Source organism: Paenibacillus chitinolyticus NBRC 15660 (genome assembly GCF_000739915.1).
GTDB classification, from domain to species: Bacteria; Bacillota; Bacilli; order Paenibacillales; family NBRC-103111; genus Paenibacillus_F; species Paenibacillus_F chitinolyticus.
Map to the genome: position 1 here is coordinate 300,312 of NZ_BBJT01000007.1, position 16,046 is coordinate 316,357.

Genomic DNA, 16,046 nt, shown 5'->3' on the forward strand with positions numbered 1-16,046 from the left:
AGGAAAAATGCTATGAAAGATATTGCAAATCGGACTTATAACATTCCTGTCGAAGCCACACTGGATGTAATCGGAGGAAAATGGAAGACACTGATTGTCTGTCACCTGACCTATGGACCTAAAAGAACGAACGAACTTAGCAAGAGTATGCCCGCTATTACTCATAAAATGTTAACTCAACAGCTTAGAGAATTAGAAGAGGATGGGATAGTAATTAGGACCGTGTACAATCAAGTACCTCCGAAGGTGGTTTATGAACTTAGTGAGTTGGGGTGGTCACTTAAACCGCTACTAAACTTTATGTGCGATTGGGGAGAAAAGTATATACAGGAGCTTTCAAGGAACGGACTACCTTCCCAAACAACCACAGCATCACGCGGTGAAGAATTGTGAATTTGACACTTGGCAAACTCCACTTGGAGTGAAGGACACCGGCATTCAAGGCTTCAACGAAAAAAAAGCGAAAAGGCCGCCCTCATCGGGACAACCTCACCTCTTTCCTATCGCAAAAACATACTTTCCGGCGACGGCACGACCGTCTGAATGACATGAAATAGAATTAGAGCGCCACCAAATGAGGTAAGTGCGCTACATCTTCAATAAATGACGCTGCATACTCTAAAACTCTTTACAGATAATCCAAACTATTAAAAATCAAAATCAGCCCAACGATACACATGATCCATGACATAGCAGATCCTGAATACTTCGAGAGCCGGGTTCGAATGCTTTCTAATGGTTTTTGCATCACTCGTCCCAATAATACATGCAGTGTAAACACGATCAATGGCGGTAGCACCATAATGAAATTATAGCCAGCTAAAATCGGCAGCCACTGAAATACAGCTAAATTTGAGGTTGTCATAAGACCAATCGCAGCAAAATAAGGAAATGCTGCCCCCACTTCAATCAATGATGTCGTGAAACCGAGCGCAACCATGGATGCCATACTTTTGGACTTTGGCTTTGGCAAATCGGATATTTTACTTTTAGGATAGTAAAAGCTTGCTATAAACAAGATCCCCCCGATGATCAGCATTACCCAACTTACAATCCGATTTTGAAAGATGGAGGAAAAGGAAGCCATTACAGCATCTAGACCTAACATTAGAGAAACGCCTACTACAAAATAAACCCCTGCGACTGTCAATAAATAAATCATTAATCGTGAGTTTAATCGCTCTCTTTCAGTTAAAAGCAAATATACCGTGACCCCCAAAGTTGCCGGACTAAGTGCATCTAACAGGGCTAATCCCCCTACTATAAGAATTAATTCATTACCCACGATTCTCCTCCTTGCTAGGTAGTAGATTTTTGAAGGGAAGAAATGTAGATTTCGTATGCCCGCTCCATAAAATCAAGAACTTCCTGTTCGATCGGATAAAGTCCAAGCTTCTCAGATTGCATTGGAGACTTCCTGATATCCCATAATTTATTAATAAACTCCTCTTCGTCATTAAAATCTTCCATTTGCTTCTCCAGCATGCGTCTTACTATGTTTTGCACTCTTAATGACGCAGGATCATTCTTCATATGTCTTTTTATCTGACCTAACAGAGCAATCCACTCCAGAGAATCAGGATCTTCTCCCCTCATTTTGGGAACCCTTTTCAAAAGCTCAAGTTCCATATCATTAAACATGCTCTCTCTATAGCTCTGTAACCTTGATTTATTAGTAGTTGATAACCGAATAAGTTTCTGTAATGCAAGATAATCATCTCCACCTTCTACTGCCATACCATTTATCAATTCCCGCAGAGATGACTCTATACCCTTTAATTTATCTTGCTCTTCCATAATATAAACCAGTTGGCTCTTCAAACTAATGGACCAATTCCATTTAGGATCAGATAGCATAACTTTAATATCTTTTAAGCCACAACCGATTCCTTTTAAAAATTGAATTTGCTGTAGCCGCTTCAAATCCTCTTCTGTATATAGACGATGCCCCCCTTCGGTTTTAGAAGAGACTGTTAGTAATCCGATCTGATCGTAGTACCTAAGCGTTCTAACCGTAATTTTAGTCTGTTTCGCAACTTCCTTTATGTGAATCAAGCACAGATACCTCCAATGATTGAATTTAATTTTCTTTGTCTTTAAATAAACCCATTTTGATTAAATATCCTAATCCTAGACCGACTAATACACCAGGAAAAGCTTGATCAAGCATAAGTCCAATCCCTGCCCCAATAATGACACATGCATAAATAATGATATCTCCTTGTTTCATTTTTAATATCCCCCTTGTCATTACCATTGGCTTCATTATACAAAATGACGCAACGTCACTTTCAAGTGTTTATTTACAAGAGTGATTTCAGGAAAATAGTGAATATCGCGAAAGTCATCAAGGGACGAATACATCTAGCCAAATGACAGGGAATTAATAAGAGAAGCCTGCTTCCCACCTCTAATGGAAGCAAGCTTCTCTTATTCTCAACTCATCTGATAGATGTTACTCCAAATGAAGTCCCTCAATTGGGTCATAGCCCCGTCATATCAAGAAGCTATTTCTTCATAAACCCAATAAATCTAAGCGGTTATCAGACTAGCATTGCTGCTTCCACTCTTAACTTAACCTTTGGTTTTACCACTATTTGTGATACGGTTCTCCGCGCTGTCTTTAACGGCAAGTTTGTTCATTAACCAATGATGTATCGGAAGTTCTCCACTGCTTTGGAGTTAGGTCTGGGTAGTCTGTTCATGTGGTTATATAGACTATAGGGGAATTTAAATGTATGGCCGAAATCCCAATCCAAATGTTGAAAGCCTCTTAGCCAATATTCATCCTCAACTGGCAGCCACTCTGAACGATTCGCTAATTGAAGGGGCCATCGATCTACTGGAGAGAGCAATTTGGGCGGATGCTTCGGGTCTATATCCCGACTCGTTCGAAGAACCTTAATCAGCTTTAGAAGGGACGGGATACCTTTCAAAAAAAGTTCGGTATGACCAAGATCATGCAAGATATTTAATGCTTGAGAGAAAGTGAGCATATGTCCGATTAAATCGTGATGAGCCTCCGCTTTGTAAATGGCTCGAAAGGATGACAACTCGTTTAAGATAAAATCAGAAAGCTGTTCTGCATTTCGGATTTCAGGAAAACAATCGCATTCCGACACTTCCAGTTTCTTCACTTCCGATACCGAATAACCTAGCCATGACCTCCCGGGAATCGTTTTATGGAATGATTCAATCAGCTTCGAGATGCCTTCAATATCATCCTTACGTCCCCAATGGCCGAGTTCTTTAATAGCCCACAAACTGAGAGCGGCATAGATCACATTGTGTCCGACCCAATGGAGTCCATCCATTGTTGGCTCTAATGCAGTTAGAATCGCCTGTTCTTTGGCTTGGGCATCCGTTTCTTCTGCGTTACGAGGTATATGCATATACGTGCGGCTACGCAACATCGCGTGGGAATCTTCCGTAATTCGAGCTACCGCCTTAGCAGACAGTACATTTTCTTTAACAAAAAAATAACTTGCGATAGCTGCCGCTCCGAAATGCGCCTCCCAAATATCACCAGTCCGCTCCTTACACTGCGATATAATGGATAAACCACTTTCCAGGATGCTATAGTCCATCTCACCACTCCTCTTGCGATCAGTATGAGTGTATGCAATGCGTTCTCTCGAACTCTATTTAAGGAGAACACTCGAAAACTTGCCGTTACTTGTGATACGGCTCTCCGTATCACAAATAGTGCGAATTTTGTTCAAAGTTATTTACGGTTGACAAGATTTTTGCCACTTTCTATGATAGCATAGAAACGAATTGGTCATTATCCAGCTAAATGGAGGCGGTTTCACAATGATTCAAGAGCACTTGAAAGAAGGATACTTTGGTGAGTTCGGAGGCAGCTTTGTACCGCCGGAATTGCAGGAAGTGCTGGATTATTTGAGCACTCAATTCAACAAGTACAAGGATGATCCCGAATTTAATGAAGAGTTCCGATACTATTTAAGAGAATATGTGGGTCGTGAAAATCCGCTAACCTACGTCAAACAATTAACGGATGCGTGGGGCGGAGCTAAAATTTACTTAAAACGCGAAGATCTTAATCATACCGGTGCACACAAAATCAATAACGTGATCGGACAAATTCTGCTTGCCAAACGGATGGGCGCCAAACGAGTGATTGCCGAAACCGGAGCAGGACAGCACGGTGTTGCAACCGCGACGGCATGTGCCATGTTTAACATGGACTGCGTGATCTACATGGGAGCGGAAGATACGCGCCGTCAAGCTTTAAACGTATTCCGGATGGAGCTGCTCGGGGCTACTGTCGTACCCGTTAATAAAGGACAAGGCCGATTAAAAGACGCGGTAGACGAGGCACTGAGCGATTTGGTCCAAAACTACCAAAACACGTTCTATTTACTCGGTTCAGCTGTGGGTCCGCATCCTTTCCCGACGATGGTCAAACACTTTCAATCCATCGTCAGCGAGGAATCGAAACGACAAATCCTAGAGAAAGAGGGGCGTCTTCCCGATGCGGTAATTGCCTGCGTCGGCGGAGGAAGCAATGCGATCGGCGCTTTCGCGCACTATTTGGACGAGCCTTCAGTGCAGTTAATCGGCGTAGAGCCGGATCAAGCGGCAACGCTAACTGAAGGTGTTCCAAGCCTGATCCACGGCTTCAGATGTTTAGTGCTGCTTGACGAGCAAGGGAATCCCAAGCCGACATATTCGATTGCCGCAGGCCTTGATTACCCTGGAATCGGACCGGAGCACAGCCATCTGAAGGTAACTGGGCGTGCTGAATACGTGACAATTAGCAATGAGGAAGTATTAGCGGCATTCCAAGAGTTGTCCCGTACGGAAGGGATTATCCCTGCGCTCGAAAGCGCGCATGCGGTAGCCTACGCTAAGAAACTCGCGCCAACGATGAGCAAGGATCAAATTATTATCATTAATTTGTCCGGGCGCGGAGACAAGGACGTCGAACAAGTATTCCATATGCTGAAAAAATAATTGCCGATATGCCAAAGAAGGCAGCTGCTGCAGTAAACTATGCAGGCTGCTTTCTTTTTTTCGGCATAAATGATGAGCAAGATCTATTCTTTGCGAACCATCCATACTAGAACTCCACATGTATCGAGTTCTTATTGTAAGCACCCATTTGCAAACTTAGCATCGCAGCCTCAACATTTAGGGACAGCTTTTTGAGATAAAGGTACCGCAATAATAATGTCTGAGCTTATAGCTTATCAAATTCCACTCCATATGTATTGAAGATGGCCTTGTATTTATTTTCGAATATCGTCCATCGATTTTCTGCTCCGTATTTTTCATGTAAAGCCTTCAAATAATGTTTAGCCGTTGCTGCATCGTTGGACTTCAACAACAAATGAAAGCTCTCTTCGCCCAGATGCAAAAATGGACCCGAAATGTAATAATCCACAATGGATCTGGCACTGGTCATCGTTTCATAGAAATGAATAACTTCTTCCAATCCGCTTAGCAGCGTTTTTCTCAGATCATCCCTATTCGTATCGGGTGTGATTGCGAATCGATCCGGAACAGCCCGGGCAATTTCCCCGATTCTTGCTCTGAAGTGACACTCCGTTTCCTGGGGCGCCGTCAAAATCTCTTTCGATTGGATCTGCGCTAACTCCGCCGCATAAATACCGCAGTTCACATAAAACATGACATTGTCCGCCGAATTTCCAGAGGATTTTTGAAAATTGAATAGGTAGATGAGGCCTTCTGTTGTTTTACTGAAATTCAAACCCTTCTTCGCGAAGCCATGCTTAGAAAGAAACGGCTTTACATCCTGCTTAATCAGATCTTTAAAGAGCTGCTGCAACACAATCCCTCCCAGGTAAAATTGCTATTCCTGATGCTTTCGTAAGAGACACCTATAACCACAGTGGACATACGACCTTTTGCAACCAGTTCAATCAGGTTTAATCTTTCTCAGTTTGATTGAAGATAGGACCTCATCATTCAAAACTGCAGGCAAATCACTGTTAGACCCTAACCAAAAGTCACCGTAGCGCTCCATAACCAGCACGTCCCCACATCGGTAAAAGGCATGAGTAGGTCCCTCTTCTTTGAGGCTAATATAGTACCCATTAAGCCACACATCTTCAATCGGCTTATCAAACAACATCTGTATAGGATCTAATTTTCCTTCTACTATATAAAGGTATTTGCAGCCAAAAACAACCTCCTGTAAACAAAAACTTTTCAGAAAATGATATAGAGAGACATTTACGATGGTATGTCCCTCTGCATGGTCATCCCAAAGCAAACGTTCGTCGCAATAGACAGGAGAATTGTTGTTGCCTGCCTCCACCTGGCAAGTCCAGTTTGCTTGATTTTCCTCAAGAAACGTAATCTTATCCCCGTCCCTCTTCACTCGCTCCACCGAATAGAGACAATCCTGCCGTTGAAATATCTCTGGAGAGTTCTCCAGGTGATCGTCCGAACCATCTTTCCATCGACCTGCAAACGCATACAATTCATGCAGCGCCTTTGGAAGATAGGCTGGAAGCTCGCCCACTGGCACACCGTAGGAGCTTTCGTGCTTTCCATACCAGTCGATTAGAAACTCCTTAAGATCGTCCATTTGATCTGTATCTTTCAGCAGCATGGTAATTCCTCCAATCTAACTTTACTTCTACACGATTTACTTGTATCGCTTCCTTGGAAATGACTTTACACCGTCACTTATGATAAGGATTTCCGTGCCGGATTCCTCCAATTGAGCTTTGGCTTACCTTAATATTCTCCTTTAATTACAAAAAACGAACCCCGGATGGTTCCGGCTAGTTTAGACTTCTGCCTGGCAAACTTAAACTTCCCTTCCAACTCCTGCGGTACTTCCATCCCCTCGGAAAGCTTAAAACCGACGGCCCGCTTCTTAGGATTATCTACCGTGTACATGACATTGAGCGCAAGCCCGTCCTCATAAAAGACGTAGGTAAATAGGATATTTTCCACTTGAAAACGCGACGTTTCCAAAGGCTTGGCCGCAAACGCAAGATCACGTTCTTCTTTCAAAATCCGGTTCACATAATCGAGGTTCTCCTGACTTTCGCCGGCGGGTACAACCGTAAATTCATGCTTGTATTTGTTCATAAAATAACGGGCTTCATTGGCACGTAATCCGGCTAGCGCTTCCGCTACAGGTGAAGACTCTAAACCAACCGTGGACACATCTTTAAAATCAACGATATACGACATTTAAATCTCTCCTTTGATCTCATTATTTCCAAAAAAATTTGCCGTTATGATAAGGTTCACCGCGCTGTCCTCATAGACCTGCACATCACTAACATAAATTAACCCGGTTGTACCTGATATAGCGAGGTTCAGTTCGTATGGGCCTCAGCGACAAAACAACAATGAGATAGACTCACCGTTAGTTAATTATGCTGTCGCAAAAAAATAAGCTCCCGCCGAAATTAATCGGGGAAGCTTAGTTGCATGACTTGCCATCGGATCAAACTCATTGGTAAATAGGAGATTGATTTTTAAATTCGAAAATCTCATCCACGGCTTGACGATATCCGCCTGATTTTCGAAAAGATTCGCCGATATGTGCAACGGCTTTTTGGAAAGATGGGAGACTTAGCACTTGATCGACGGCTTCACGCAGTTGATGGGCAGTCAACCCTTGCATTTGTAGGGCAAGGCCTGCTCCGATTTTGGCGACTTGCCCCGCAACCATCGGCTGATCGGCATTTTGAGGAATGACAACGAGTGGAACCCCGTTATAAAGACCCTCATGGGTACTGTTCATTCCGCCATGTGTGACAAATAACTTCGTGTGCTGCAAAACTTCCGTTTGCGGAACGTAATTTTTGACGATGAAATTATCAGGTATCTCCCCTAAATCGGAAATTAGGGTGTTATTTCCTACAGACATGACAATCGTATGCTCCGTGTTCCCGAACGCCTCGAAACAAAGCTTATAGAAATCAATCGCCTGGTTAAAAACGGTGCCCAATGAAATGTAAATCGGATCTTTCCCTTTGATTGCGGTGAGGTCGAAATTCTTTTGAGCTGGCCGCGACGAGAGGGACGGACCGACAAATTTATACGTTTGATCGAATTTCTCCTCATTCGTTTGAAAGTCCCTTGTTGTATATACGATGGTAAACGGAGCCGGATTACAAAACACCTCATAAGGAGTACGGACCTCTACACCGTATTTTTCGCCCACCGTTTTCGTCAGGCTTTGAAACCGTTCAACGATTTCTTCGGGGGTTTTTACGGGAGGCGGTTCCAGGAGGGCATCGAACGTTTCTTCGATATGCGCAAAAGAAGTACAAGAACTGATGGCGGGAAGCTTAAGAATCTGAGCGAGCATACGCCCGCATCCGAACATGGAATCATGGATCATGTAATCAAAATGCTCTCCTCGGATCTGCTCGAGGACGGTCGGGATGACTACATCCGCCGTAAGCAAAAGACCGATAGCTCTTTCGAGTACATAGTCTTTTCCACCGGAAGTAAAGGCTTCTATAAATTGTTGATCGTCAATAGTTCGTACCGAAGCCCCCGCCTTCTCCATTCGGTCCCGGTAAGCCCCAATACAGAAGTACACCACCTCTTCTCCACGCGAAACAAGCTCCTGGACAACGCCAATCGTCGGATTAATATGTCCCTCTGAGCCGGCATTAATAAATAAAACCCGCGCCATTTCTATCACTCCTTAGGTTACGGTTCTCTAAATCGTGTAAGAGCAACGACTTCTGTGAAAATAATGGAAACAGGTCTATCATATTACAATTTTTTGGAAATCTCAAAACTTTTCTTCCCTGACATACAGATGTCAACAAGGGTAGCTTATGATGATCTCAGATGATTGTTCAGCAATCAATTCAGGTACATGAAAGGAATGGGAGTGTATGAGAAACAAACTGTCCGCAATCGTTGGAGGACTGCTGCTTGCAATACTGATGGCGTCCATGGACAACACGATTGTATCCACGGCGATCGGCACGATCGTCGGAGAGATGGGAGGACTCGACAAGTTCGTCTGGGTCACCACAGCGTATATGGTTACAGAAATGGCCTGCATGCCGATCTTCGGTAAGCTGTCCGATATGTATGGGCGCAAACGTTTTTTCATCTTTGGGATCATCGTGTTTATGATCGGTTCCGCGTTGTGCGGAATAGCGCAATCCATCGTAGAGTTAAGTATCTATCGGGCCGTGCAAGGGGTCGGAGCCGGGGCGATGGTATCCATTGCGTTCACGATTTTGTTCGATGTCGTGTCACCCAAGGATCGCGGGAAAATGATGGGGGCATTCGGAGCAGTGTTCGGTTTGTCCAGTGTGGTTGGTCCGCTGCTCGGCGGGTACATCACCGATCACCTCAATTGGTCGTGGATTTTCTACATCAATCTGCCGCTGGGCTTCATTGCCTTGCTGATGGTTGCCTTGTTCTACAAAGAATCGGCAGAGCATTCGCAGCAAAAAATCGATTGGGCGGGTTCTATTCTTCTCGTAGGGACTGTCGTCTGCTTTATTTTCGGGCTTGAGCTGGGCGGCAAAACATATGCCTGGGATTCCCCGCAAATTATCGGGTTGTTCGCCGGATTCGCGGTTCTTGCTTTCTTGCTTGTCATGGTCGAGAAAAAAGCCGCGGAACCGATCATCTCGTTCGGCTTGTTCCGCAGCAGACTGTACACGACGAGCAATCTGGTCGCTATGCTCAGCGGAGCGGCATACATGACAGCGGCGATTTTTATTCCGATCTACGTGCAGGGCGTGCTTGGCGGTTCCGCCTCCAATTCGGGGTTGACCTTATTGCCGATGATGGTGGGTTCGGTTGTCACCGCGACGCTTGGCGGATTTCTGATGACGAAACTGCAATACCGGACAATCATGATAGGAACGCTGGCGATGCTGCTGACAGGCCTTGCCCTCCTCTCACAAATTACGGTAGAATCTTCTCGACTTGCGATTACAGGAATTATGATTCTGATCGGTCTCGGGATCGGCGCTTCCTTCTCGGTATTAAGCACTTCTGTGCTTCATTCGTTCCCTGCGGCGCAGCGCGGGGCGGCAAGCTCGACTTTGAATTTCAATCGTTCGCTCGGCATGGCGCTAGGCATTACCATTTTCGGGATGGTACAAAGCCACAGCTTGCTCTCGAAGCTCACCGAGTCGCTTGGCAAGGGCGACATCGCGGTCCCGGGTGACTTGAACTTAAGCGATCCCCATTCGCTGCTGAATCCGGCGTTTCGACAATCCGTCGATCCTCAGCTTCTTGATACCATTACCGCCGGGCTGTCGGGCTCCATCGGAGCAACCTTTGCCTGGAGCCTCATTCCCGCCGTTTTGGCGCTGATTGCGGCATTCCTGATGACGAAGGATAAAATGGATCCGGCTGCCGAAGGCGAAGAATTCGCTACCGCACACTAATTCATCTATCGGCAAGCTGCAGCAGGCCGACTTAGGAGAGATGACAATGAAGCTTGAACGGTTAATGACCATTACGATTTTACTGCTCAATCGAAAACGGGTACAAGCGCAGGAATTGGCGGACCAGCTTGAAGTGTCTCTGCGCACCATTTATCGCGATCTCGATTCGCTCGGTCAAGCCGGCATTCCCATCGTCTCCTATACCGGCATGGAAGGCGGTTATGAGATTATGGACAGCTTCCGGCTGGACCGGCAGCTGCTGTCCTTCGATGAGCTGACCGCCCTCTCCACTGCGCTTCGCGGTCTTGAGTCTACGAAGGCCTACGATCGCTCGAATATGGATCTCCTCCTCAGCAAAGTTGGCGCAATGGTGGCGCAAGCCGAGCAGGGCCGGGCAGGAGAAGGAGACCGTATTCATATAGATTTTACCCCTTGGAAAAATAGCGAAGAGGACCAAAGCCGGTATAATTCGCTTCGCCAAGCCGTGAATGATCGGAAGCTCATCCGATTCAGATACACGAGCAGAACGGGCGATGAACAAAAGCGCGAGGTAGAGCCGATGGCGCTTGTGCTCAAGAACTACGCGTGGTACCTTCACGGGTATTGTCGCTTGCGCGGCGATTATCGCATCTTCAAGCTGACGCGTATTCGGGAACTGGATATACAAGCCGGCACCTTCATTCGTCGAGCGGAGTCGCTTGCGCAGTTGAATGACAGGTGGAAGAAACCTGAGATACACGAGGCGAATGAGGCGATTGCAGTTGTTCTTCAATTTAAAGCATCGGCTGCCGTGTCCGTGATGGACCATTTTGATGAAAAGGATATTGAACGGTTGCCGGATGGACAGCTTATTGTGCGAATGACCTACCCGAGTGAACGTTGGCTGATCCGTACTCTATTTCATTATATGACGGATGTTATTGTGCTTGAGCCCGCTTCTATTGCCGCAAAAGTGAGGCAGACTGCTCTGGATATTGCCGGACAGTATGGCGTGTCGGATACGAAATAAGTTCAGAGAGGGAGGTTTGCCCAAGATGTCCTTAGACGGAAAAGTAGCGATTGTTACCGGGGGCGCCCTGGGGATCGGGAGAGCGACGTGCATTCAATTGGCTAAACAGGGAGCGAAGATTGTTGTCAACGACTTCGGAAATGAGTTGACCGCCGAATCCGTCGTGTCCGAGATTGTTGCGGGTGGCGGCGAGGCCGTGTCGATTCCGGGGGATGCCCGCAGTGCGGGACAAATGGAACAGCTCGTGGAAGCCGTGAAGCACGCATTCGGGCGTATTGATGTTCTCGTATGCAATGCGAGTAAGGGCGCTACAGCCGCGACCTTTGCCGAGCTCACTTGGGAGTCGTTCGAACGGCAGCTGACCGATGAATTGAAGGCTGCATTCGAGCCGACGAAGGCAGTTATCCCGACGATGATGGCACAGCAATTCGGCCGGATCATCTATCTGTCCAGCACGGATGGCAAAGACCCTACCCCTCAATATATCGCATTCGGTACGGCGAAGGGCGGGCTCGATACGTTTGCGCGATATATTGCACAAGAATTCGGCCCTTACGGGATCTCGGCAAATGTCGTCGCTCCCGGCTTCGTTAGAACCGACGAGACTTTTATGATCTCGGAGGAAGAGGCTCGCGTGATAGGCAGCTTCACCCCACTGGGCCGGATTGCCGAGCCGGAAGATGTGGCGGAGGTTATTTCTTTTCTCGCCGGAGACGGCGCGCGATTCCTGACGGGAACATACACGCCCGTTACCGGCGGACTTATCATGGAGTGAGTCTCTCCACACCATCTGAAACTCTGCGGGAAGCCGTTAATCTCGGCTTGCTTCAGGCGGGACCTGCATAAACACCCGATACGATACCGACACCATGATGCAACTGCCTCACATGGGAGCCTTTTAAGGCTCCTTTTTTGTATGGTATATGGCGGCAAATTCGCCTGGCGAAGACATGTCCTTGAAGTAGGGGCATGTCTTTTTTTCAATAGATCTTAAGAAAATCTTTATTGTTTACGGACGTAAATGCTAATAACTTTTCGGTACGATAAGGCAAGTAATCGATAAAGTACATTTAAGGAGCTGAAATGAACGATGTTGGCTAACACCTTTACAAAAACCAAGATCACCGATAGATGGCGTTTCCTTAAAAAATTTATCCAAAATCCCCACGACGTCGGGAGTATTGTCCCAAGCTCAAACAGATTGACGCAAAAAATGCTGGAGCCTATACCCTGGAATCATGTGCACACGTTAGTCGAACTGGGAGCCGGAACAGGGGTATTCACCCAAATGATTTATGACCTCGTTCGTCCGGATTGCCAAGTCGCCGTCTTTGAGAAGGAAGAGGAGATGAGAGAATTACTCAAGCGGGAGTTCTGCGGATTCCATATGTTCTCCAACGCGCTGGAGCTTAAGGACAGCTTGAGCAGCATCGGGGCGGACCGAGTGGATTGTATCGTCTCCGGGCTGCCTTTCGCCAACTTTTCGCAAGCGGAGCGGGAGAAGATCATCCGGCAAGTTCGCGAGACGTTAAGGGAAGACGGTTTGTTCATCACCTTCCAATATTCGCTGCAGATGAAAACCATGCTGGAGGCTGCGTTCGATGAGGTAAGCATCTCGCTTGTTCCGTGGAACATCCCTCCGGCCTTCGTCTATACATGCAAATAAATGCCATGGGCTTAACCATTTCCTGTTTTTCTTTTGTTCGTGATTAAATTAGAATTGGGGGAGACATCGTGAGCATAGATTCCATACTCGATGCCATTCATCACTTCGGTTATTTCGCGCTCTTTTTCTCGTTATGGCTGGGCATAGTCGGGATGCCTATACCTGATGAAGTGGTTGTCATGACCGGGGGAATGGTCGGTTCGCTGCACTTGCTGCAGCCGGTTCCGGCTTATATGATCACCTACCTGGGAGTAGTGTCCGGGTTATCATTAGGTTATATTTTAGGCAGGGTGATGGGGCCGCTCGTCGTCGAGCGTCTGCGCAAGAAGAAAAAGATCGCGCCCTACATTCAAAAATCCGACCGGCTGCTTGAGAAATACGGGTCGTTCGCGCTGGCGATCAGCTACTGTTTTCCGGTAGTTCGTCATGTTCTGCCTTACTTGGCGGGAGTCAATAAAATGCCGTTCCCTAAATACGCGCTGATATCCTACTCGACCGGGCTGCTGTGGACGACGATTTATTTTATTATCGGTTATTTTTTTGGAAGCAACATCGAACGGATAGGAAATAATGTGTATAAATACGGGTATTATGGGCTGGCCGCGGCCGTTATTCTCATGATCGGTGCCGTCATTATCCAAGCGATTCGTAAAAAGAAGAAGGTGTGTTCCGAATGAAGAACGGGAAAGGGGCCTCCGTACTAATCATTGACGATGAGCCGGAAATTCGCGACATTGTCCAGATTTTCCTCAAAAATGAAGGCTACGAGGTCATGGAAGCCGAGGACGGGGCCGCAGGCTTGGAGCTGCTTCGGAAGAAGGAGTTCGATCTGATCATTTTGGATGTGATGATGCCGAGGCTCGACGGGATCCAGGCCTGCATGCAAATTCGGCAAACCCGGAATACCCCCATTATTATGCTCTCCGCCAAGAACGAAGACATCGACAAAATATTAGGCTTAACGAGCGGAGCGGACGATTATTTATCCAAGCCGTTCAACCCTCTGGAGCTTGTCGCCCGGGTCAAATCGCAGCTGCGGCGAGTCCGGATGAGCGAGACGCAGGATAAGCGGCAGCCGCTAGAGCTCAGCATTGGGGATTTGGTCCTGAATATCCCTCGCCACCAGGTAACGATCCAAGGAAAGGACATCTCTCTTACCCCGCTGGAGTTCGATATTCTGGAGCTGCTCGCGACTCACCGGGGGCACGTATTCAGCGTGGACAAAATTTACGAAACGATCTGGAAGGACCCCGCGCTGCAATCCGACAAAACGGTGATGGTGCATATCCGGAATCTCCGTGAAAAACTCAAAGACAATCCCCGGGAGCCCAAATATATTAAAACCGTCTGGGGAGTAGGTTATAAAATTGACTAGGCTCAAAAGACCGGATTGGATCAAAAGTCTGCAGGTAAAGCTAATGCTGGCTTTCGGGGCGGCCCTCGTACTCACGACGATTTTGAGCCTGCTCTTCGACTATGTGACGCGGGAATCGCGCAAGGTCTATTTCACCAGTTTTGAAACAAGCAAACAGAACGTCAAACAACTCTTGAGCGACATGGAGCGGCAGATACCCGTCCTCTCCGGTCCGGAGGGGATCGATCCGCTGCTAAAGCGCGAGAGCGAGGCCAGCCGGCTGCGCATTCTGCTTTCCGATATGCAAGGGACTATCGTCTATCATTCCCCATCGGTTACAGAGGATAAGATCGATTTATACCAAATTATCTATGAGCAGAGAGAGACGGAGAATCAGCCTGAGCCCGGCAAGATGTATACGGCAATTACACCTATCCAATATCAGGGTCAGAAGCTGTTTCTTGTCGTGTCGGGGCCGCTCTTTGCAGAACAAGGTTATATATATGAGAATCCTCGTCTGTACAGCTCACTTGTGTTTTTGCTGTTATTCCTGCTGCTGTTTTATTGGTTCACCTTCAGCAAAATGAAAGAAATCCGGACCATGAGCAGAGGAGTTCAGCAAATTGCCGAGGGCAAGCTGTCCATAAGACTGCCGGTCAAAAGCAAGGATGAGCTCGGGACCCTCACCGCAAGCATCAACGAGATGGCGGGACAGCTAGAGGAGATGATCGCCAAAGAGCGGCTGACCGAGCAAGCCAAGAGCGAGCTTATAACGAACATCTCTCATGACTTGAGGACTCCTCTGACGAGTATTATCGGCTATTTAACCGTCCTGATCGAACATCCGGAGACAGGCGGCGCGCTGAAGAATTACGTCCATAGTGCGCTGAACAAATCCAACCAGCTTAAAAAATTAATTGACGATTTATTCGAGTACACACGGCTTACAAGCGATCAGGTAACTCTGGACAAAAGCCGGGTGGATCTGGTGGGGATGCTGCATCAGATCATCATGGAATTCCTTCCGCTCGCTGAGCAGCATCAGGTCAGAGTGAACAGTACGCTGCCCGACCGGAAAGTGGAGGTAGTTATCGACGCAGACAAAGTCGTCCGGGCCGTCGATAACTTGTTAACCAATGCGCTCAAATTCAGCGTAAAACCGGGCAGCATCGATATCGTACTGAATGCGGAGCACCCATGGGCCGTACTGTCTATCGCCAATAACGGCTTAGCCATTACGCCTGAGCAGGAAAAAAGGCTGTTCGACCGATTCTATAAAGCCGACGAATCGAGGAACGATCACCGGATGCCGCACGGGTCGGGTCTTGGCCTTTCGATTGCCCAGAGCATCGTGCAGCTCCATGAAGGAGATATCTGGCTGCGGCGAACCGGATCGTACTATGAATTTTTTATTCGAATTCCACTCCGTATTTATTGAAGATGGCCTTGTATTTATTTTCGAATAGGGTCCATAGTATCACATAAAAATCATGGGCAGCAGCGCCTAACATCCCGGCTTCATACAGATCCGCATATTGTGACGGTTTGTTTATAGGATTGTGACTATTTATGCGCTTATTTCGGGAGACTCCCCTGTTATCCTTCAAGCCGGTTTTGTAACATGTTCAGATC

General features: G+C 46.9%; 17 protein-coding genes. 9 read left to right on the plus strand and 8 right to left on the minus strand.

Annotation, left to right across the window (positions count from 1 at the left end):
- Positions 1-12 precede the first annotated feature (12 nt).
- Positions 13-393: a winged helix-turn-helix transcriptional regulator gene (locus PCH01S_RS18535; protein WP_042231647.1), complete on the plus strand. Its 381-nt coding sequence runs from the start codon at positions 13-15 to the stop codon at positions 391-393.
- 235 nt (positions 394-628) lie between these two features.
- Here PCH01S_RS18535 and PCH01S_RS18540 read toward each other — a convergent pair whose 3' ends face one another.
- The 4 genes from PCH01S_RS18540 to PCH01S_RS18555 form a co-directional block, all read right to left on the minus strand.
- Positions 629-1,285, minus strand: a complete 657-nt coding sequence (locus PCH01S_RS18540; protein ID WP_042231649.1) for a GAP family protein — start codon at positions 1,283-1,285, stop codon at positions 629-631.
- 14 nt (positions 1,286-1,299) lie between these two features.
- The gene (locus PCH01S_RS18545) at positions 1,300-2,055 is read right to left on the minus strand and encodes a MerR family transcriptional regulator (RefSeq protein ID WP_042231651.1); all 756 of its coding nucleotides are present in this window, start codon (positions 2,053-2,055) and stop codon (positions 1,300-1,302) included.
- A gap of 25 nt (positions 2,056-2,080) precedes the next feature.
- A complete protein-coding gene (locus PCH01S_RS30930; protein ID WP_042231652.1) occupies positions 2,081-2,230 on the minus strand; it encodes a hypothetical protein in 150 nt (49 codons plus the stop codon).
- A 412-nt stretch (positions 2,231-2,642) separates the two neighbouring features.
- Positions 2,643-3,587 (minus strand): hypothetical protein, encoded by a 945-nt coding sequence (locus PCH01S_RS18555; protein ID WP_042231654.1) that lies wholly within the window; start codon positions 3,585-3,587, stop codon positions 2,643-2,645.
- Between the two features lie 226 nt (positions 3,588-3,813).
- Between PCH01S_RS18555 and trpB the strand changes: the two genes are divergently transcribed.
- Positions 3,814-4,977: a tryptophan synthase subunit beta gene (gene trpB, locus PCH01S_RS18560; RefSeq protein WP_042231657.1), complete on the plus strand. Its 1,164-nt coding sequence runs from the start codon at positions 3,814-3,816 to the stop codon at positions 4,975-4,977.
- Positions 4,978-5,203: 226 nt separating this feature from the next.
- Here the strand turns inward: trpB and PCH01S_RS18565 are convergent, their stop codons facing one another.
- The 4 genes from PCH01S_RS18565 to PCH01S_RS18580 all read right to left on the minus strand — a co-directional run bounded on the left by PCH01S_RS18565 (position 5,204) and on the right by PCH01S_RS18580 (position 8,656).
- Positions 5,204-5,815, minus strand: coding sequence for a DUF4304 domain-containing protein (locus PCH01S_RS18565; protein ID WP_042231659.1), 612 nt, complete (start codon positions 5,813-5,815; stop codon positions 5,204-5,206).
- Between the two features lie 87 nt (positions 5,816-5,902).
- Complete coding sequence (locus PCH01S_RS18570; RefSeq protein WP_042231663.1) at positions 5,903-6,601, minus strand: hypothetical protein; 699 nt, start codon at positions 6,599-6,601, stop codon at positions 5,903-5,905.
- Positions 6,602-6,729: 128 nt separating this feature from the next.
- Positions 6,730-7,194, minus strand: a complete 465-nt coding sequence (locus PCH01S_RS18575) for a hypothetical protein (protein WP_042231668.1) — start codon at positions 7,192-7,194, stop codon at positions 6,730-6,732.
- A gap of 265 nt (positions 7,195-7,459) precedes the next feature.
- Positions 7,460-8,656 (minus strand): macrolide family glycosyltransferase, encoded by a 1,197-nt coding sequence (locus tag PCH01S_RS18580; protein ID WP_042231670.1) that lies wholly within the window; start codon positions 8,654-8,656, stop codon positions 7,460-7,462.
- 208 nt (positions 8,657-8,864) lie between these two features.
- On the opposite strand from PCH01S_RS18580, the gene PCH01S_RS18585 reads away from it, so the two are divergent.
- The 7 genes from PCH01S_RS18585 (at position 8,865) to PCH01S_RS18615 (ending at position 15,852) form a co-directional block, all read left to right on the plus strand.
- The gene (locus PCH01S_RS18585) at positions 8,865-10,385 is read left to right on the plus strand and encodes an MDR family MFS transporter (RefSeq protein WP_042231672.1); all 1,521 of its coding nucleotides are present in this window, start codon (positions 8,865-8,867) and stop codon (positions 10,383-10,385) included.
- 46 nt (positions 10,386-10,431) lie between these two features.
- Positions 10,432-11,394 (plus strand): helix-turn-helix transcriptional regulator, encoded by a 963-nt coding sequence (locus PCH01S_RS18590; protein WP_042231675.1) that lies wholly within the window; start codon positions 10,432-10,434, stop codon positions 11,392-11,394.
- Between the two features lie 25 nt (positions 11,395-11,419).
- Positions 11,420-12,169 (plus strand): SDR family NAD(P)-dependent oxidoreductase, encoded by a 750-nt coding sequence (locus tag PCH01S_RS18595; RefSeq protein ID WP_084706640.1) that lies wholly within the window; start codon positions 11,420-11,422, stop codon positions 12,167-12,169.
- Between the two features lie 438 nt (positions 12,170-12,607).
- A complete protein-coding gene (locus tag PCH01S_RS18600; protein ID WP_241688771.1) occupies positions 12,608-13,060 on the plus strand; it encodes a class I SAM-dependent methyltransferase in 453 nt (150 codons plus the stop codon).
- A gap of 68 nt (positions 13,061-13,128) precedes the next feature.
- On the plus strand, positions 13,129-13,737 hold the full coding sequence (locus PCH01S_RS18605; RefSeq protein ID WP_042231684.1) for a DedA family protein: 609 nt from the start codon (positions 13,129-13,131) through the stop codon (positions 13,735-13,737).
- Complete coding sequence (locus PCH01S_RS18610) at positions 13,734-14,435, plus strand: response regulator transcription factor (RefSeq protein WP_042231687.1); 702 nt, start codon at positions 13,734-13,736, stop codon at positions 14,433-14,435. The genes PCH01S_RS18605 and PCH01S_RS18610 overlap by 4 nt, the downstream gene beginning before the upstream one ends.
- Positions 14,428-15,852, plus strand: coding sequence for a sensor histidine kinase (locus tag PCH01S_RS18615; protein WP_042231691.1), 1,425 nt, complete (start codon positions 14,428-14,430; stop codon positions 15,850-15,852). Before PCH01S_RS18610 ends, PCH01S_RS18615 begins: the two co-directional genes overlap by 8 nt.
- The last annotated feature ends 194 nt before the right edge of the window (positions 15,853-16,046 follow it).